General features: G+C 75.4%; 14 protein-coding genes. 5 read left to right on the forward strand and 9 right to left on the reverse strand.

All coding sequences use genetic code 11. The features are described 5' to 3' along the window. Positions 1 to 21 precede the first annotated feature (21 nt). The 8 genes from D9598_RS07015 to hrpB all read right to left on the reverse strand — a co-directional run bounded on the left by D9598_RS07015 (position 22) and on the right by hrpB (position 11,049). Entirely contained in the window at positions 22 to 1,023 is a 1,002-nt protein-coding gene (locus D9598_RS07015) for a tripartite tricarboxylate transporter substrate binding protein (RefSeq protein ID WP_198365705.1), read from the reverse strand. Positions 1,024 to 1,128: 105 nt separating this feature from the next. Next, positions 1,129 to 1,779 carry a thioredoxin family protein gene (locus D9598_RS07020; RefSeq protein ID WP_198365706.1) on the reverse strand — a complete coding sequence of 217 codons (651 nt, stop codon included), beginning with the start codon at positions 1,777 to 1,779 and terminating at the stop codon, positions 1,129 to 1,131. Between the two features lie 55 nt (positions 1,780 to 1,834). Further along, positions 1,835 to 3,940, reverse strand: a complete 2,106-nt coding sequence (locus tag D9598_RS07025; protein WP_232477003.1) for a protein-disulfide reductase DsbD — start codon at positions 3,938 to 3,940, stop codon at positions 1,835 to 1,837. A 104-nt stretch (positions 3,941 to 4,044) separates the two neighbouring features. Further along, positions 4,045 to 5,061, reverse strand: coding sequence for a calcium-binding protein (locus tag D9598_RS07030; protein ID WP_198365707.1), 1,017 nt, complete (start codon positions 5,059 to 5,061; stop codon positions 4,045 to 4,047). Between the two features lie 138 nt (positions 5,062 to 5,199). After that, positions 5,200 to 6,021, reverse strand: coding sequence for an ABC transporter ATP-binding protein (locus D9598_RS07035; protein WP_198365708.1), 822 nt, complete (start codon positions 6,019 to 6,021; stop codon positions 5,200 to 5,202). 44 nt (positions 6,022 to 6,065) lie between these two features. Next, positions 6,066 to 7,121, reverse strand: a complete 1,056-nt coding sequence (locus D9598_RS07040; RefSeq protein ID WP_198365709.1) for an iron ABC transporter permease — start codon at positions 7,119 to 7,121, stop codon at positions 6,066 to 6,068. A 218-nt stretch (positions 7,122 to 7,339) separates the two neighbouring features. Then, positions 7,340 to 8,425, reverse strand: coding sequence for a S1C family serine protease (locus tag D9598_RS07045; protein WP_198365710.1), 1,086 nt, complete (start codon positions 8,423 to 8,425; stop codon positions 7,340 to 7,342). A 125-nt stretch (positions 8,426 to 8,550) separates the two neighbouring features. Further along, positions 8,551 to 11,049, reverse strand: a complete 2,499-nt coding sequence (gene hrpB, locus D9598_RS07050) for an ATP-dependent helicase HrpB (RefSeq protein WP_198365711.1) — start codon at positions 11,047 to 11,049, stop codon at positions 8,551 to 8,553. A 233-nt stretch (positions 11,050 to 11,282) separates the two neighbouring features. Here hrpB and D9598_RS07055 point away from each other — a divergent pair, with 233 nt between their 5' ends. The 4 genes from D9598_RS07055 to D9598_RS07070 are packed head-to-tail and all read left to right on the forward strand — an operon-like array spanning position 11,283 to position 15,013. Beyond that, positions 11,283 to 11,963 carry a response regulator transcription factor gene (locus tag D9598_RS07055; protein WP_198365712.1) on the forward strand — a complete coding sequence of 227 codons (681 nt, stop codon included), beginning with the start codon at positions 11,283 to 11,285 and terminating at the stop codon, positions 11,961 to 11,963. Positions 11,964 to 11,989: 26 nt separating this feature from the next. Further along, positions 11,990 to 13,441, forward strand: coding sequence for a HAMP domain-containing sensor histidine kinase (locus D9598_RS07060; protein ID WP_198365713.1), 1,452 nt, complete (start codon positions 11,990 to 11,992; stop codon positions 13,439 to 13,441). 57 nt (positions 13,442 to 13,498) lie between these two features. Continuing rightward, positions 13,499 to 13,819: a hypothetical protein gene (locus tag D9598_RS07065; RefSeq protein ID WP_198365714.1), complete on the forward strand. Its 321-nt coding sequence runs from the start codon at positions 13,499 to 13,501 to the stop codon at positions 13,817 to 13,819. Between the two features lie 42 nt (positions 13,820 to 13,861). Beyond that, positions 13,862 to 15,013 carry a YbfB/YjiJ family MFS transporter gene (locus D9598_RS07070; RefSeq protein ID WP_198365715.1) on the forward strand — a complete coding sequence of 384 codons (1,152 nt, stop codon included), beginning with the start codon at positions 13,862 to 13,864 and terminating at the stop codon, positions 15,011 to 15,013. Positions 15,014 to 15,056: 43 nt separating this feature from the next. On the opposite strand, the gene D9598_RS07075 is transcribed toward D9598_RS07070, so the two are convergent. After that, positions 15,057 to 16,058, reverse strand: coding sequence for an enoyl-CoA hydratase/isomerase family protein (locus D9598_RS07075; protein ID WP_232477004.1), 1,002 nt, complete (start codon positions 16,056 to 16,058; stop codon positions 15,057 to 15,059). A 115-nt stretch (positions 16,059 to 16,173) separates the two neighbouring features. On the opposite strand from D9598_RS07075, the gene D9598_RS07080 reads away from it, so the two are divergent. Continuing rightward, entirely contained in the window at positions 16,174 to 17,268 is a 1,095-nt protein-coding gene (locus D9598_RS07080; RefSeq protein ID WP_198365717.1) for an ABC transporter ATP-binding protein, read from the forward strand. Positions 17,269 to 17,301 lie beyond the last annotated feature (33 nt).

Genomic DNA, 17,301 nt, shown 5'->3' on the forward strand with positions numbered 1-17,301 from the left:
CGCCCCCCCCGCCCCCGCGCCTCAGCGGGAAGCGGCGCCGGTCAGGCGGACCAGCCGCTCCATCAGGGTGACGTCGTCCCGCTGCAGCCGTGCCATCTCGGCGGCGCTGCCGCCGGCCGGCAGGTAGCCCAGCTCCTCCATCCGCCGCCGCGTCGCCGGCGCGCGCACCGCCTCCGCGACCGCGGCGGAGACGCGCTCGACGATGGGCTCGGGCATCCGCGCCGGGCCGAACAGGCCGATCCAGCTGTTGAACTCATAGCCGCCGACCGTCTCGGCGATCGGCGGAACCTCCGGCAGGGCCGGCATGGGCCGCGTCCGGCTCACGCCCAGCGGGCGGATCTGGCCGCTGGCGATATAGGGCATGGCCTCGGCCAGGGGGGAGAAGATCACCTGCACCCGGCCGGCCAGCAGGTCGGCCATGGCCGGCGCGCCGCCGCGATAGGGAACATGGGTGAAGGAGACGCCGGCCTGTTCCTCGAACAGCGCGCCGGCGAAATGCTGCGTGCCGCCGGCGCCGCTGGTGCCCATGTCGAGAGCGCCGGGACGGGCCCGGGCCAGCGCGATCAGCTCGGCCACGCTGGTGGCCGGGAGGGAGGGATGGACGACCAGGACGCAGCCGCTGACCAGCACCAGCGAGACCGGCGTGAAGTCGTCGACCACGTGGAACGGGATGTCTGGGTAGAGGAACTGATTGGTCGCATGCGTGCCCACCGAGGCGACGACGAAGGTGTGGCCATCCGGCGCGCTGCGCGCCACCGCCTCGGAGGCGAGGTTGCCGGCGGCGCCGACGCGGTTCTCGACGACGACCGGCTGCCCCAGCGGGGCGGCGATCGCATCGGCGATGAGCCGGGCGGAGATGTCGGTGCTGCCACCCGGCGCGAAGCTTACCATCAGGCGAACCGGCCGGCCGGGCGACCAGCGCGCGGGGGAGGCGGGCTGCGCCCGCGCCAGGCCAGACCATGCCAGGGGAGAGCCTGCCAAGGGGGCGAGAGCCAGCGCCCGCGCGGCGTCGCGTCGTTTCATGGGTCGTTTCCTCCTGTCGCGGCTTATGGCGCCGCGACAGGACTATCCGACAGGCGGGCGGTGGGGAGAAGCCCTGCCCCGCCCGGGGACGCTACCCGGGGACGCTCAGGCCTCCGGCGCGTACTTGATGGCGCAGCCGTAGTTGCGCGTCACGGGCTGGGCCACCGGCCGGCCCTCGGCCACCGCCAGCATGGCGTCGCGCGCGAGCGGCTGCGCCTTCGGCACGTCCGCCACCTTGCTGGAGGGGATGCTGTCGATGCCGCCCATGTAGCGCAGCACGCCCTCGGCATCGATGACGTACATATGCGGCGTCGTGGTGGCGGCATAGGCGCGGGCGATGCGGCTCATCGGGTCGAGCAGCACGGCGGCGGGCGCGGCCTCGCGGCTGGCGGTCAGCGCCCTGGCCTGCTCCGGCGTGACATGCCCCTGCGCGCCCTCGGGCGAGGAGGCGATGGAGAGCCAGGCCACCCCCTTCCCGGCGGCGAGGCGCTGGATCTGCTGCATGTTGCCGCTCTCATAGTGCTTCCGCACGAAGGGGCAGTCGTGGTTGGTCCATTCCAGCACCACCACCTTGCCGCGGTAGTCGGCCAGGCTATGGGTCCTGCCGTCCTGATCCGGCGCCGAGAAGGCGGGGGCCGGGGCGCCGATGCTCGGCGCGGCCAGGGCCTGGCGGGACAGGAAGGGCAGGCTGGCGATGGCGGCGCTGGCCAGGCCGAGACGGGACAGGGCGGCGCGGCGGGGGATCGGCATCGTCATGACGGGTCGTCCTCTCTTCGGGTGCGTCGTCGGTTCGGTGGTGCTCCGGCCGGGATCAGCCCCGGCCGGAGGCGGAAGGTCCGGGCAGGGCCCGCAGCACGATCGCCTCGGTCAGGATCTGCGGCAGCACCTCCGGCTCGCCGCCACCGGGCGGATAGACGAGATAGAGCGGCACGCCCTCGCGCCCATGCCGGCGGAGCTGCGCGGCGATGGCCGGGCCGCCATCGGTCCAGTCGCCCTTCAGATAGGCGATGCCACGCTCCTGGAAGGCCTGGCGCACCGCGGCGCTGTCCAGCGCCACCCGCTCATTGACCTTGCAGGTGATGCACCAGGCGGCGGTCATGTTGACGAAGACCGGCCGCCCCTCGGCGCGCAGTGCGGCCAGCCGCGCCTCGGACCAGGGCTCGGCCGCCTCCGTGGCGGCGGCCGCCGCGGCGGGGGCGGGGCGCGCGCCGAGCTGCGGCAGCAGCGCCAGGGCGCCGAGGAGGGCCAGCGCGGCGCCGCCCCGGCCCAGCCAGTGCCCGCGCCGGCTCCGCGCCTGCTGCGCCGCGCCCAGGGCCCAGGCGCCGAAGCCGATGGCGAGCCCGCCCGCCAGCGCCGCCGCCAGCGCCGCGGGCCCGACCATCTGCGCCAGCACCCAGAGCAGCCAGAGCGCGGCGCCATACATCGGGAAGGCCAGGACCTGCTTCAGCCGCTCCATCCAGAGGCCGGGACGGGGCAGCAGCCGGGCGAGGCCGGGGGCCAGGGCCAGCAGCGCATAGGGCGCCGCCATGCCGAACCCCATGGCGGCGAAGACGGCGAGCGTCGCGGCCGGCGGCATGGCCATGGCGGCGCCGATGGCGGCGGCCATGAAGGGCGCGGTGCAGGGGGTGGCGACCAGCACGGCGAGGCCGCCGGTGGCGAAGCTGCCCAGATGCCCCCCGCGCGCGGCGAGGCCCGATCCGGCGCCCACCGGCCCGCCGATCTGGAACACGCCGGAGAGGTTGAGCCCGACCGCCAGCATCAGCCACCCCATGAGGGCCACGAAGACCGGCGAGGTGAACTGGAAGCCCCAGCCGGCCACGCCGCCGGCGGCGCGCAGCGCGATCATCGCCCCGGCCAGAACCAGGAAGGACAGCACCACCCCGGCGGTGTAGCTGGCGGCATGGCCGCGCACCGTGCCGCGCGCCGCGCCCGAGAGCTTCGCCACGGCCATGGCCTTCATCGCCAGGATCGGGAAGACGCAGGGCATCAGGTTCAGGATCAGCCCGCCCAGCGCCGCCGAGAGCAGCACCTGCCAGAGCGGCCACCCGGCCAGGGCCGGAGCCGCGCCGCCCAGGGCGGCCGGAACCGCGCCGGGCACGGCGGACACCGTGAAGGCGCTGCGCGTCCCCGCGGTGTCGGTGATCGTCACCACCCCCGCGAGCGGCCCCTCGGCCAGCGGCGCCGCGCCGCGCGTCAGGCCGAGGCGCAGCGATCCTTCCGCCACCTCCATCGGCTGCGGCCCGGCATGATCCAGCACGCCCCATTCGGCGGGGAAGAACCAGGCCGCCTTCACCGTGGCCGGCGAGAGGTCGGGGCCGTCCAGCCGCAGCGCGCCCTGCCGGTCCTCGAAGCCCAGGCTGGCGGCCCAGGGGCTGGGGCGGGGCAGGGCGGCCTCGGCCTCCCGGAAGGCGCCGGCCAGGGCGGGGTCGGGGCGCGGCGCCGCCTCCACCGGCAGGTCCAGGCGGAAGACGCCCTCCTCGGGGATGCAGACCTGCTCGCAGACCAGCCAGCTCGCCGTCGCCTCGAGGGTCAGGACATCGCCCGGCCGCAGATCCGCCGGCGGCGTCACCGTCAGCGGCAGCAGCACCTGATTCTCGTAGCCGTAGTTGACCAGCGGGCCGAAGGGAATGCGGTCCGGCGCCGGCCAGTCGAAGCCGGTGGCGACGGTGCCCTCCGGCCCCGTCAGCGCCAGCTCCGGCGGCGTGCCGGCATCGCCCGGATTGATCCAGTAGGTGTGCCAGCCGGGCGCCAGCACCTGCTTTAGGCCGAGGCGGAAGGGCTGGCCGGGCGCCACCGCCGAGAGCTCGGCGGCCAGGCTCATGGCGGTGCGCTCGCTGCGGACCGGCGCGCTCTCCAGCGCCAGCGCGGGCGTGCCGAGCGCCAGGAGCGCGGCCAGGGTCAGGGCGGGACGGAACATGACGGGATGGAAAGCCAATTCCGGCCCCGAAGGAAAGGGGCAAGAGGTGACGAAAGGTTGCGCCGCATCGCGACGCCCCTCCCGACGCCTCGTCCCGCCGCCTCTCAGGCGATCAGCACGCTGTCCTCCGACCAGCCCAGGAAGGCCACCGCGCCGGTCTGCGGCGTGTCGGTCCCGTCGGGCCGGTCATAGATCAGCAGCAGGTCCTCGCCCTCCGCGCCGATGGTGAAGCGGCCGGCGCCGGTCAGCGCGCCGCGCAGATAGGCATAGTCCCCGTCATGCAGCAGCGGCGCGCGCCCGCCGCCGGTGCCGGGCCAGGTGATGCCGGCCAGGTGAACCGGCGCCTCGCGCAGCGCCGCCTCCCCGCCGCCGCCGAGGATGACCCGCTCCCCGGCCTGGTAGTCGGTGATGACGTCGATCACGCCGCTGAGCGCGTCGCCCTCGGAAAGCGCGCCGTCGGTGTCGCCATGGGCCAGCAGGACGCTCTGGTTGTGCAGGGCGAAGCGGTCGGCGCCGCTGCCGCCCGTCAGGGTCACGCCGCTCTCGACGAGATGCGTGCGGGCCGGACCGGCGCTGAAGGACATCAGCAGGTCGTTGCCGCTGCCGCCATCCAGCGTGGTGCGCCGGCTGTGCGAGGTCAGGGTGTCGTTGCCGCTGCCGCCGAAGGCGGCGTTGTCCAGGCCGATCGGGCCGCCCAGGATCAGCGTGTCGTTGCCGCCATCGCCGTAGATGCGGTGGTTGCTGCCGAAGGCCGAGATGCGGTCGTCCCCGGAGCCGCCGAAGGCGATGCCGTGGTGGCTCTCGCCAGGCTGGAACCGGTCGCCCAGGGTCAGCGTGTCATGGCCCTGATCGCCGAGCAGGGCGTTGCGGCCGCCGAGGGCGGTGAGCTGGTCGTCGCCCTGCCCGCCCATCAGCAGGTTGCCCAGCGCCTTCGCGGAGCCGGCGCCGGTGTCGGACAGGACGAGGTCGTTGCCACGGCCGGCGAAGACCACCTTCATCCGGCCCTGGACCTCGATCTCGTCGGCGCCGGCGGTGCCGAGGACGAGCGTGCCGTCCAGCCAGTCCCGCAACGGGTCGAGATCGGGCAGAAGGTCGATGGGGCGGAGCCGGGGAAGCGCCATGTCGGGAATCCTCCTCTGGGCCGGGTCCGCCTTCCATCGGGCGGCGAACCCGGCCGGTGATGAAGAGAATTCTAATTCAGCAATCCATGATTGTGGAAGTCGATAGGAATACAATTACACGTCAAGGTTGTGATGCCGTCATCCCGCCAGGGGAGAGTCCGCCAGGACCTGCAGATGGCCCAGCGAGCAGCGCTCCACCCGCGCCGCGACACCATAGACCTCAGCCAGGAGCGCCGGGGTGAGGGTGGCCTCCGGCGAGCCCTCGGCGTGCACCGTGCCGCCGGCGATGGCGATGACATGATCCGCGAACCGCGCGGCCAGGCCGAGATCGTGCACGACGATGATGGTGACGAGGCCCTTCTCCCAGGTCAGCGCCTGCACCAGCTGCATGACCTGGAGCTGGAAGCGCAGGTCGAGCGCGCTGGTCGGCTCGTCCAGCAGCAGCACCTCGGGCTGCCGCACCAGGGCCTGCGCCAGGCCGGCGAGCTGGCGCTGGCCGCCGGAGAGCCGGTCCAGCCCGGTCAGCGCCAGGTGGCCGATGCCGATCCGCTCCAGCAGGTCCAGCGCCCGCTCCGCCGCCAGCTTGGCGGAGATCAGCCCCTCGCCGCCGGCGGGACTGGCCTTCAGCGCGCTGACCAGCGTCTCGAGCACGGTCAGCGCCACGCCCTGCGGCAGGCTCTGCGGCATGTAGGCGATGTGCCGGGCGCGGCGCTCCAGCCGCTGCCCCACCATCTCCTGGCCGTTCAGCTTCACCGAGCCGCGCGCCGGCAGCAGTCCGGCCAGGCCGCGCAGCAGGGTCGACTTGCCGGCGCCGTTGGGGCCGACCAGGGCGGTGATATGGCCGCCCCGGAGCGGCTTCAGCGACACGTCCTGCAGGATGACGCGACGGCCATAGCCGAGGGTCAGGCGCTCGATCTCCAGCCGCAGGGGCGGGGCGGCGGGCCGCTCCGGCGCGGTCATGCCTGGGTTCTCCGGCCCACTCACGCGAGGGTTCTCCCGCGCGCTCACGCGCGACGCCCCCGGGTGAAGACCAGCGCGACGAAGACCGGCACGCCGACCAGCGCGGTGACGATGCCGATCGGCACCAGCAGCCCGGGCACCAGCATCTTGCTGGCCAGGGAGGAGAGCGAGAGCAGCAGCGCGCCGCAGAGCGCGCTGGCCGGCAGGAAGAAGCGGTGATCCTCCCCCACCATCAGCCGCGCCGCATGCGGCCCGACCAGCCCGATGAAGCCGATGGTGCCGACGAAGGCGACCGAGACGCCGGAGAGCACGCTGACCCGGAACAGCGCCCCGTCGCGCAGCCGGTTGGCATCGACACCGAAGGAGAGCGCCCGCTCCTCGCCCAGCCGCAGGGCGGTGAGCTTCCAGCTCGCCCGGGCGCAGAAGGGGATGGTGACGGCCAGCGCCAGGGCCATGACGCCGATCTTCGGCCAGGTGGCGCGCGCCAGGCTGCCCATGGACCAGAAGACCAGCTGCTGCAGCGCCTGCTCGGTGGCGATGAACTGCAGCAGGGCGACGGCCGCGTTGAAGGCGAAGACGAGCGCGATGCCGAAGAGCACCAGCGCCTCGACCCCCGCCCCGCGCAGCCTCGACAGGCTGCGCAGCAGCAGCACCGAGCCGAAGGCGAAGAGGAAGGCGTTGCCCGGCAGCAGCCAGCTCTGCGGCAGCCAGGGAATGCCGACGCCGATGACGATGGCTAGCGCCGCGCCCAGCGAGGCGGCGGAGGAGACGCCCAGGGTGAAGGGGCTGGCCAGCGGATTGTTCAGCACCGTCTGCATCTCCGCCCCGGCCAGCGCCAGGGCGGCGCCGACCAGCACGGCCATGACCGCGTAGGGCAGCCGCACGTCCCAGACGATGACGGAGACCGGCCCGGTCGCCGAGCCGGGGTCCAGCAGCACGCCCAGCACATCCGAGAGACCCAGGCGCGAGGGGCCGGTGGCGACATCGAGCAGCAGCGAGGCCAGCGTCAGCAGCGCCAGCAGCACGAGCAGCGCCGTGCGGCGCCAGAGCAGGGCGCGGTAGCCATCCGAGGCCGCGGTCGCCGTCACGGCGGCGCTCATCGCCGGCTCATCCGGATGGCGCCCGGGCGCGGCGGCGGCACGGGGTCCGGGCGGCGGGGGAGCGGCCGGGTGCGGCGGGGGCTGGGCGGCAAGAGCGCATCCTTCGGAGTGAGGCGGGGCCGGCGGCCTGATGGCGGGAGTCCCGGCAATCCATAATCATTCGCAACCGCCGCACCAAGCCCCATCGGCGGGCGGGGCGGCCGCGCGGCCGGCCCGGTTCAGCCGGCCTGGGGCGGCCGGCGGCCGACCTGCACCGCCAGATCCCGCTGCCGCCCCTCGCGCAGCAGGGTGATGCGGATGGTCTGGCCCGGCGGGGTGATGGCGACGCCGCGCGTCAGGGCGCGCACCGTCTCGACCCGCTCGCCGTTCAGCGCGGTGATGATGTCGCCGGGGCGCAGCCCGGCGCGGGCGGCGGGACTGTTGCGCTCCAGGCTCTGCACCTGCACGCCGCGGTTGCGCCCGCCCGGCGTCGTCTCGCCGCCGACATCCTGGACCGCCACGCCGAGCCAGCCACGCTCCACCCGCCCGTCGCGCCGCAGCTGGTCGATCACGCCGCGCGCCAGGTCGGAGGGGGTGGCGAAGCCGATGCCGGCCGAGGCGCCGGAGGGCGAGTAGATGGCGGTGTTGATGCCGATCACCTCGCCGGCCGCGTTGAACAGCGGCCCGCCGGAATTGCCCGGGTTGATGGCGGCGTCGGTCTGGATGAAGTCATCGAAGGGCCCGGCGCCGATCTCGCGCCCGCGTGCCGAGACGATGCCGGAGGTGACGGTGCCGCCGAGGCCGAAGGGGTTGCCCGCCGCCAGCACCCACTGGCCCACGCGGATGCTGCCCGAGGCCCCCCAGGGGACGGCGGCGAGCGGCGCGCGCGGCTCGACGCGGAGCAGGGCGAGGTCGGTCAGCTCGTCCGTGCCGACGACCCGGGCCGGCAGCTCGGTGCCATCCTGCAGCGAGACGACGACCCGCGCGGCCTCGCCCACCACATGGTTGTTGGTGACGATATAGCCCGCCGGGTCGATGACGAAGCCGGAGCCCGCCCCCTGCACCTGCTGCCGCCCGCGGCGTTCGCGGAAGTAGCGCTCGAAGGGGGTGCCGCGCAGTTCGGGCGGGATCTGCGTCGTGGTCTGCTCGGTGAGCACGGCGATGTTCACCACCGCCGGCAGCACCCGCTCGGCCAGGTCGGCGAAATCGGGCATCAGGCCGCGCTGGGCCTGGGCCGGCACGCGGGCGCAGGCGGTGAGCAGGGCCAGGCTGGAGAGGCCGGCGAGGACGAGGCGGCGGGAGGCGGCGGGCTGGGGGGTGATCATCGTCTCATCCCTGGTGGCGGGCGCGGTGGGGGCTGCGGCTCTGACGTCACATTGAGCAAGGCAGGGCGTAAGGCAAGCCCGCGCGGGCGCGGCCGCCGCAAACCGCCCGCCTCGAACCACTTGTCTCAGACCGCCGCCCGCTGTCCCGGCTGCTCCGGCCAGTCGTGCCTGGGGTAGCGGCCGCGCATCTCCTTGCGCACCTCGGCCCAGGCGCCGCGCCAGAAGCCGGCGAGGTCGGCGGTGACGGCGATCGGCCGCCCGGCCGGGGAGAGCAGCGCCACCTGCAGCGGGATGCGCCCGCCGGCCAGCGGCGGCAGGCGCTCCAGGCCGAAGAGGTGCTGCGCCCGCGCCTCCAGCCGCGGCACCTCGCCGGTATAGTCGATGGCGGCCGAGCGCCCGCCGGGCAGGTCGAGGCGCGGCGGCAGCTCGGCATCGAGGCGCCGGGTCAGCGGGTGCGGCGGCAGGGCGCGCAGCATCGCCACCACGTCCAGGGCCTTCAGCTGCGACAGCCTGTTCAGCCCGGCGAGCCAGGGGACCAGCCAGGCGCCGCCCTCGCGGGCCAGCGCCTCGTCCGAGACCTCCGGCCAGGGCTCGCCCTCGGCGCGGCGCATCCAGGCGAGGCGGGCGCGGGTCTGCTCGGCGGCCTTGCTCCAGTCCAGGTCGCGCAGGCCGCGCGAAGCCGCCGCCCCGGCCAGGGCCGTCGCCACCGCGTCCGGGTCGGCCTGGGGCAGCGTCGCCTCCTCCAGCACCAGCGGGCCGAGGCGCAGCCGCCGCCGCGCCACCACGGCGTTCGTCCGGGGGTCGAAGGCGGCGCCCTCCTCGCGCACCAGGCGCTCGGGGAAGGCGGCCTCCAGCGCGGCGCGGGTCAGCGGCGCGGCCATGCGGATGCGCGCCTCGGTGCCGGCCAGCTCCAGGTCGGCCACCGCCAGCAGCGGCGCCCTGCCCAGCGGGTCGCTCGCCGGCAGCCGCGCGCCCTGCCCGCCGCTGGCGCCGGCGGCGGACAGGCCGGCGAGGCGGAAGGCGCCGTCCATGCCGCCGCGCTTCGCCGCCACGCGGTCGGGGAAGCCGGCGGCCAGCAGCAGGCCAGGGTCGCCATCCGGCGGCTCGGCGGCGGCCAGGCCGAGGCGGCGGCGGTGCAGCGCCAGGGCGCGGCGGATGCGGCCGAGCGCGGCGCGGTCCGCCTGCGGGTCGTCGGCGCCTTCGAGGAGGTCAAGCCGCAGGCGGATATCGGCCGGCGCCTCGCGGCCACGGATCGGGTCGCGCTCCTCCAGCAGGGCGGCGAGGGCGGCGGCCAGCGCGGCCTCGCCGGGCGTGGCGGCGGCGGCCATCATCCGGGCGAGGCGCGGATGCGTGCCCAGCCGCGCCATGCGCCGGCCCATGGGGGTGATGCGACCCTCGGCGTCCAGCGCATCGAGCTCGCGCAGCAGGGCGCGGGCGGCGGCCATGGCGCCGGCGGGCGGCGGGTCCAGGAAGGCCATCGCCGCCGGATCGGCGCCCCAGGCGGCGCAGTCCAGCGCCAGCCCCGACAGCTCGGATTCCAGGATCTCCGGCCGGTCCGCCGGCGGCAGGCCGCGATGCAGCGCCTCCGACCAGAGCCGGATGGCGAGGCCGGGCGCGGTGCGGCCGGCGCGGCCGGCGCGCTGCTCGGCGCTCGCGCGGGAGATGCGCAGCGTGGCCAGCCGCGACAGCCCGGTCGCGGGATCGAGGCGCGGCGCGCGGCGGAAGCCGCCATCGACGACGATCCGCACCCCCGGCACGGTCAGCGAGGTCTCGGCGATCGAGGTGGCCAGCACCACCTTGCGTCCGCCGCCGGGCCGGTGATCCGGGTCCAGCGCCTTGTCCTGCTCGGCGGGCGGCAATTCGCCATGCAGCGGCAGCACGTCGGCGCCGAGGCCGCCCAGCCGCTCCATCGTGCGGCGGATCTCGCCCCAGCCGGGCAGGAAGGCCAGCACATCGCCCGGATGCGCCGCCAGCGCCTCGCGGATGGCCGCGGCCATCGCCTCGGGCAGGTCGCGCGGCTCGCGCAGATCCCGCTGGCGATACCGCACCGTGACGGGGAAGGCGCGGCCCAGGCTCTCGATCACCGGGGCCGGGCCGCCCTCACCGCCCAGCAGCCGGGCGAAGCCCTCGGCCTCCAGCGTCGCGGACATGGCGAGCAGCCGCAACTCCGGCCGCAGCGCGCGTTGCAGGTCGAGGCAGAGCGCCAGGGCCAGGTCGGTGTCGAGGTTGCGCTCATGCGCCTCGTCGAACAGCACCGCGGCCACGCCCTCGAGGCCCGGGTCGGATTGCAGCCGCCGCACCAGCAGGCCCTCCGTCACCACCTCGATCCGCGTCGCCGCGGAGACGGCGCGGTCCAGCCGGGTGACGACGCCGGCCGTCTGCCCGAGCGGCTCGCCCAGCAGCTCGGCCATGCGGCGGGCGGCGGCACGGGCGGCGACGCGGCGCGGCTCCAGCACCAGGATCCGCTGCCCCGAAGCCCAGGGCTCGTCCAGCAGCCGCAGCGGCACGAGGGTCGTCTTGCCCGCGCCGGGGGGCGCCACCAGCACGGCATTGCCGCCGGCGCGCAGGGCCTCCGCCAGGCGCGGCAGGGCTTCGGAGACGGGAAGTTCGGGCAGGGGGGGCATGGCGGGCGGGCTTACCACGCGCCGCCGTGGCGCCCCAGCCCGGAGCGGCGCCATGCGGCGCGGGAGGGCCTCCCCCCGCTCTTCCGCTCCCCGTCCTGGAGCCCCCGCCCTCAAGCCCCCCCTTCCAGCCCCCCTGGCGCGAGCCTCGCCGAGGCGTCAATCTGTCCGGCCCTCATGGTCTGCCCGCGTGGCCTGCCGGCGGGGAAACACAGAGACTTGGGGACGTAGACACCATGCGCATTCTGCTGGTGGAGGATGATGCCGAGGTCAGCCGCTTCGTGAAGAAGGGGTTGCAGGAGGCCGGGCATACGGTGGAGCACGCGTCCAGCGGGCGCGACGGCCTGTTCCTCGCGGCCGGGGAGAGTTTCGATCTCCTGGTCCTGGACCGCATGCTGCCCGGTGGCGTCGATGGCGTCCGGCTCGTCGAGACGCTGCGGGGCCAGGGCAACCACACGCCCGTGCTGTTCCTCTCGGCCCTGGCCGGGGTGGACGAGCGGGTGAAGGGGCTGAAGGCCGGCGGTGACGACTATCTGGTCAAGCCCTTCGCCTTCGCCGAGCTGCTGGCGCGGGTCGAGGCGCTGGGCCGCCGGCCGGCGGTCGACGCGCCGGCGACGCGGCTCAAGGTGGCCGATCTGGAGCTCGACCTGCTGTCCCGCACGGTGACGCGGGCCGGCAAGAAGATCGACATCCAGCCGCGCGAGTTCCGCCTGCTGGAGCACCTGATGCGCCATGCCGGACAGGTGGTGACGCGCACCATGCTGCTGGAGAAGGTCTGGGACTACCATTTCGACCCGCAGACCAACGTGATCGACGTGCATGTCTCCCGCCTGCGCCAGAAGCTGGACAAGGGGCACGACAAGCCGCTGATCCACACCGTGCGCAACGCCGGCTACATGATCCGCGCCGAGGGCTGACGAACGAAACCCAAGGCTTGAAGGTCATGCCGCACAACCGCCGGCGGCCGCAGCATCCGGGGCCGCTCTGGCGGCTGCTGTCCTCCGCCGGCTTCCGCTTCGCGCTGCTGTTCGCCACCCTGTTCCTCGGCGCCTGCCTCGCCTTCGCCGGCGTGCTCTGGTGGGGCACCGCAGGGACGCTGGAGCGGCAGACCGACGCGGCCATCCGCGCCGATGCCTCCGCCCTGCTCGAGCGCTGGCGCGATGCCGGCCCGCAGGCGGTGGCGGAGACCATCGAGGAGCGCCTGGCGCTCGATGCCGAGGCCCAGGCGCTGTACCGGCTGGAGACGCCGCGGGGCGAGCGGCTGGCCGGTAATCTCGCCACCCTGCCCGCCCAGGGGCCCGGCGAGGCGAGCTGGCACAGCCTGACCCTGGAGCATGACGACGACCCGCCCGGCGAGGCGCGGCTCTTCGTGCAGGCGCTGCCCGATGGCAGCCAGCTGGCGGTGGGGCGCGAGGTGGGCGAGAAGCAGCGGCTGCGCGCCCTGCTGACCGAGGGGCTGGCCTGGGCCGCCGGCGCCGCCCTGGTCTTCGCCGTGATCGGGGCGATGCTGATGCGCCGCGCGCTGGAGCGGCGCCTGGCCCCGGCCAGCCTGACCGCGGCCCGCATCGCCAACGGCGACCTGACGCAGCGCGTGCCGATCTCCCTGCATGACGACGAGTTCGACCGGCTCGGCGCCAGCATGAACGCCATGCTCGACCGCATCGCGCATCTCATGGAGGGGGTGCGCGGCGTCTCGGACGCCATCGCCCACGACCTGCGCACGCCGATCTCCCGGGCCCGCAGCGGCCTGGAGGAAACCCTCCTGGGCGAGAGCAGCGACGCCGAGGCGCTGCGCGGCGCGATCGAGCGCGGCATCGCCGACCTCGACAACGTCACCCGGGTGTTCCAGGCGGTGCTGCGCATCGCCGAGGTGGAGGCGGGCGCGCGCCGCGCCGCCTTCGCCCCGCTCGACCTCGCGGCGCTGCTGGCCGACGCGGCGGAGCTCTACGGTGCCTCGGCGGAGGCGCGCGGCCAGACGCTGCACACCGCCTGGCCATCCAGCCTGCCGATGACCGGCGACCGCGACCTGCTGCTGCAGCTGGTGGCCAATCTGCTGGACAACGCGGTGAAGTTCACCCCGCCGGGCGGCGCCATCAGCCTGACGGCCGAGCCGGACGGGGAGGAGGTGCTGCTGCGCGTGGCCGATGAGGGACCCGGCCTCGCGCCGCAGGACCGGGCCCGGGTGGGCGAGCGCTTCTTCCGCACCGATACCGCCCGCGCCACGCCCGGCTCCGGCCTCGGCCTCTCCCTGGTGCGCGCGGTGGCGACGCTGCATGGCGGGCGGCTGTGGTTCGAGGATGCCGGCGGGCCGCCGGAACAGCCTGGCCTCGCCGTCCTGCTGCGCCTGCCGCTGGACGGGCCCCACCCCGCCACCTCCGGCGCGGTGGCGGCATGACGCTGGCTTCATGCCGCGCCCATCGGCGCGCAGGGCCGGTGGGCGCAGCATGGCGTCATGGTCCCGCGCCTGCCTCTGCTGATGACCGTCTGGCTGGCCGCCGCGCCGGGCGCGCTGGCGGCGGCGGAGCTTCGCCTGCTGCCGGTCAGCCAGGCGGATTGCGAGTCCCTGGCCGGCCGCTTCGACCGCCAGCCCGGCGCCGGGCGGGACGAGCCTCGGGACCTGGCGGAGGAGGGGCTGCGGCTGTGCCGCGCCGGCCAGTTCCGCGCCGGGGCGCTGAAGCTGCGGCGCGCCATCCGTGCCGCGCATGCGCCGGCGCCCTCCGTCGACCGGCGCCTGCCCGAGGCCGCCCTGCGGCCGGCGACCGAGCTGCGCTGATCCCACCCCTGCCGGATCGTCACCGCCCAGGGGACCACGACCATGGGCATTGAGCGGACCGCCCCGCTGGCCGGCGCGGCCGCGCTCTGCTCCGGCATCGGCCTGGCCCGCTTCGCCTATGTTCCGGCCTTCCCCGCCATGGTCGCCGCCGGCTGGGTGGATGGCGGCGGCGCCGGCCTGCTCGGCGCGCTGAACCTCACCGGCTATCTGATGGGGGCGCTGGGCGGGCGGCGCCTCGCCGGACGCCTCGGCGTGCCGGCCGCGCTCGACCTCGGCATGGCGCTGGTGGTGCTGTCCTGCCTGGCCTGCGCCTGGCCGGGTGGCCTGGCCTGGCTCGGACCCTGGCGCGGCCTCGCGGGTTTCGCCGGCGGCGTGCTGATGGCGCTGGCCGGGCCGGCGGTGCAGGCGGTGGTGCCGCCGGCGCGCCGCCCGGCGGCGGCGGGCACCGTGGTCTCCGGCGTCGGCGGGGGGGTGGTCCTGGGCGCCCTGGCGGTACCGGCGCTGCTGCCGCTCGGCGTCTCGTCGATCTGGCTGGGGCTGGGGCTGATGAGCCTGCTGCTCTGGCTGCCCCTGCGCCGCTACTGGCCCGCCCCGCCGACGGAGGAGGTGGCGGCCGGGCCGGGCGCGGCGGCCCCGCCACGCCGCTGGCCGGGCGTGACCGGGCTGATGGTCGTCTACGGGCTGTCCGCCGCCGGCATGGTGCCGCCGATGATCTATCTCGCCGATCTCGGCATGCGCGGGCGCGGCCTCGGCGCCGCGGCCGTGGCGCTGCTCTGGGCGCTGTTCGGCCTCGGCGCCATGGCGGGCACGCTGCTGGGCGGGCGGATCGCCGGCCGGGCCGGGGGCATGCGGACCCTGGCGCTGTGGATGGGCGTGCAGGCCCTCGCCCTCGGGGCCGCCCTGCTGCCCGGTGGCGCGGCCGTGCTGCTGGCGGCGCCGCTCAGCGGCTTCGCGGGCGTCGGCGCCAGCGCGGTGGCGCTGGCGGCCGCCCGCGAGCTGGCGGGGCCGGGGGCGGGCCTGGTCTGGAGCCGCGCGACGGTGCTCTACGCCCTGGCCCAGGCGGCCACCGGCTTCGTCCTGGCGGCCCTGTTCCGCGCCAGCGGGGAGGCGCATGCGGCGGTCTTCGGCGCCGGGCTGGGCCTGTCCCTGTTGGCCCTGCTCGCCGCCGCCCGGCTGGCCCGGAAGCGGGCCTGAGGGGCGCCGGGGCGGCGGAGGGCGCCTCCCGGGATCGGCTGTCTCAGTCGCCGAACAGCCTCCGCAGGTCGCCCACCGGCTGCCAGCGGGGCGACTGGTCCTTGTCCACCAGCACGGCCCGAACGCCCTCGGCGAAATCCGGGTGCTGCGTGATGGTCCGGGTCAGGATCAGCTCCTGCTCCAGGCAGGCCGGCAGGTCCTGGGCGGCGCCGCGCCGCAGCAGTTCGATGGTCACCGCCACGCTGGTCGGCGAGACGCGGCGCAGGGTGGCGAGCTGCTCGCGCGCCCAGTCGGTGCCCTCGGCCTCCAGCGCGGCCTCGATGGCGGCGCGGTCGCCGGCGCCGAAGCAGCGCTCGATGGCCGGGCGCAGCGCCGTGACGCGACCCGGCGGCGGCGCCTCGGCGAATTCGTCCACCACGCCGGCCTCGCCCTTCTCCAGCAGGGCCTGGCGCAGCGCCGGCAGCTTCGCGCGCGGCACGAAATGCGTCGCCAGCCCGGCCTCCACCGCCTCGGCGCCCTTCAGCCGCGCGCCGGTCAACGCGATCCACAGACCCATGCCCGGGCTGCCCGGCAGGCGCGGCAGGACATAGCTGGTGCCGACGTCGGGGAAGAGGGCGATCGCCGTCTCCGGCATGGCCAGCAGGGCGTGCTCCGTCACCACCCGGTGGCTGCCATGCACCGAGACGCCGAGGCCGCCGCCCATGCAGATGCCGTCGATCAGGCTGATCCAGGGCTTGGGGAAGGTGGCGATGCCGCTGTTCACCGCGTATTCGCGCGAGAAGAAGGCCTCCACCGCCGCCGTGTCGCCGGCCAGCACGTCGCTCCGCACCTGCCGCACGTCGCCGCCGGCGCAGAAGGCCTTCTCACCCGCGCCCTCCAGCAGCACCAGCCGCACCGCCGGGTCCTCCCGCCAGGCGTCGATGGCCTCGGCGAAGCCGTCGATCATGGCGAGGTCGAGCGCGTTCAGCGCGCGCGGGCGGTTCATCGTCAGGTGGCCCACGACGCCCTCGCGGCGGCGGATCAGGCTGGGCTCGGCTGTGCTCATCGGCATGTCTCCTCGGCGGTTTCCTCGCCACAGCTTCGGGGCCGGGGCGGCAGTTGACAACCCGCCCCCCGCCCCGCGATGCAGGACGGGGAAGCCTGGTCGGGGGAATTGGGGAATGGCGGAGGCGCTGGTTCGCTTCGAGGGCGTGCGCAAGGCCTATGGGCCGGCCGCCTCGGGCTATGCGGTGCGGCATCTGGACCTGGAGGTGGCGAAGGGCGAGCTGCTGACGCTGCTCGGCCCCTCCGGCTCCGGCAAGACCACCACGCTGATGATGCTGGCCGGCTTCGAGCTGCCCAGCGAGGGCCGCATCCTGCTGGAGGGGCGCGACATCGCCCGGCTGCCGCCGCACCGGCGCGGCATCGGCGTGGTGTTCCAGTCCTACGCGCTGTTCCCGCACATGTCGGTGGCGGAGAATGTCGCCTTCCCGCTCGAGGTGCGCGGCGTGCCGCGGCCGGAGCGGGCCGAGCGGGTGAAGCGCGCACTGGCCATGGTGCGGCTGGAGGGCTTCGGGGACCGCCGCCCGGCGCAGCTCTCGGGCGGCCAGCAGCAGCGCATCGCGCTGGCCCGCGCCATGGTCTTCGAACCGCCCATCGTGCTGCTGGACGAGCCGCTGGGCGCGCTCGACAAGGCGCTGCGCGAGGAGATGCAGTACGAGATCCGCGGCATCCACCAGCGGCTCGGCGTCACCATGATGTATGTCACGCACGACCAGCAGGAGGCGCTGACGCTGTCGGACCGCATCGCCGTCTTCGAGGGCGGCGAGATCCGCCAGCTGGCCAGCCCGCGCCGCATCTACGAGGAGCCGGCCAATGCCTTCGTCGCCGGCTTCGTCGGCGAGAACAACCGCCTGCCCGGCCGTGTGCTGGCGCGGCAGGAGGGCGCCGTGCGGGTGGCGCTGGATTGCGGCGCCGAGGTGCTGGCGCGGCCGGTGGACTGCGAGGCGCCCGGCAGCCGCTGCGTCGTCGCGGTGCGGCCGGAGCGGGTGGCGGTGGCGCCGGTGGACGCCGAGGATCTGGGCGGGGATGCCCTGCCGGCGCGGCTGCTGGAGGCGATCTTCCAGGGCGACCATGTCCGGCTGCGCCTCTCGCTGGGCAGCGGCGGCGGGGAGATCCTGGCCAAGCGCGTCGTCGGCGGCGCCCGGCTGCCCGAGCCCGGGGAGACAGCGGCGGTGGCCTGGGACGCCGCACACGCCCACGCCTTCGCGGCCTGACCACGCCCCCCCACCCGGGGTCCTGGCCGGCTC

The sequence above is a fragment of the Roseomonas sp. KE0001 genome (assembly GCF_016107285.1).
GTDB lineage: Bacteria > Pseudomonadota > Alphaproteobacteria > Acetobacterales > Acetobacteraceae > Pseudoroseomonas.

Excerpts from the sequence above, each read along its gene's own strand:
- D9598_RS07015 (WP_198365705.1), bottom strand. The coding sequence starts at position 1,023 with ATGAAACGACGCGACGCCGCGCGGGCGCTGGCTCTCGCCCCCTTGGCA.
- D9598_RS07020 (WP_198365706.1), bottom strand. The coding sequence starts at position 1,779 with ATGACGATGCCGATCCCCCGCCGCGCCGCCCTGTCCCGTCTCGGCCTG.
- D9598_RS07025 (WP_232477003.1), bottom strand. The coding sequence starts at position 3,940 with ATGTTCCGTCCCGCCCTGACCCTGGCCGCGCTCCTGGCGCTCGGCACG.
- D9598_RS07030 (WP_198365707.1), bottom strand. The coding sequence starts at position 5,061 with ATGGCGCTTCCCCGGCTCCGCCCCATCGACCTTCTGCCCGATCTCGAC.
- D9598_RS07035 (WP_198365708.1), bottom strand. The coding sequence starts at position 6,021 with ATGACCGCGCCGGAGCGGCCCGCCGCCCCGCCCCTGCGGCTGGAGATC.
- D9598_RS07040 (WP_198365709.1), bottom strand. The coding sequence starts at position 7,121 with ATGAGCGCCGCCGTGACGGCGACCGCGGCCTCGGATGGCTACCGCGCC.
- D9598_RS07045 (WP_198365710.1), bottom strand. The coding sequence starts at position 8,425 with ATGATCACCCCCCAGCCCGCCGCCTCCCGCCGCCTCGTCCTCGCCGGC.
- hrpB (WP_198365711.1), bottom strand. The coding sequence starts at position 11,049 with ATGCCCCCCCTGCCCGAACTTCCCGTCTCCGAAGCCCTGCCGCGCCTG.
- D9598_RS07055 (WP_198365712.1), top strand. The coding sequence starts at position 11,283 with ATGCGCATTCTGCTGGTGGAGGATGATGCCGAGGTCAGCCGCTTCGTG.
- D9598_RS07060 (WP_198365713.1), top strand. The coding sequence starts at position 11,990 with ATGCCGCACAACCGCCGGCGGCCGCAGCATCCGGGGCCGCTCTGGCGG.
- D9598_RS07065 (WP_198365714.1), top strand. The coding sequence starts at position 13,499 with ATGGTCCCGCGCCTGCCTCTGCTGATGACCGTCTGGCTGGCCGCCGCG.
- D9598_RS07070 (WP_198365715.1), top strand. The coding sequence starts at position 13,862 with ATGGGCATTGAGCGGACCGCCCCGCTGGCCGGCGCGGCCGCGCTCTGC.
- D9598_RS07075 (WP_232477004.1), bottom strand. The coding sequence starts at position 16,058 with ATGAGCACAGCCGAGCCCAGCCTGATCCGCCGCCGCGAGGGCGTCGTG.
- D9598_RS07080 (WP_198365717.1), top strand. The coding sequence starts at position 16,174 with ATGGCGGAGGCGCTGGTTCGCTTCGAGGGCGTGCGCAAGGCCTATGGG.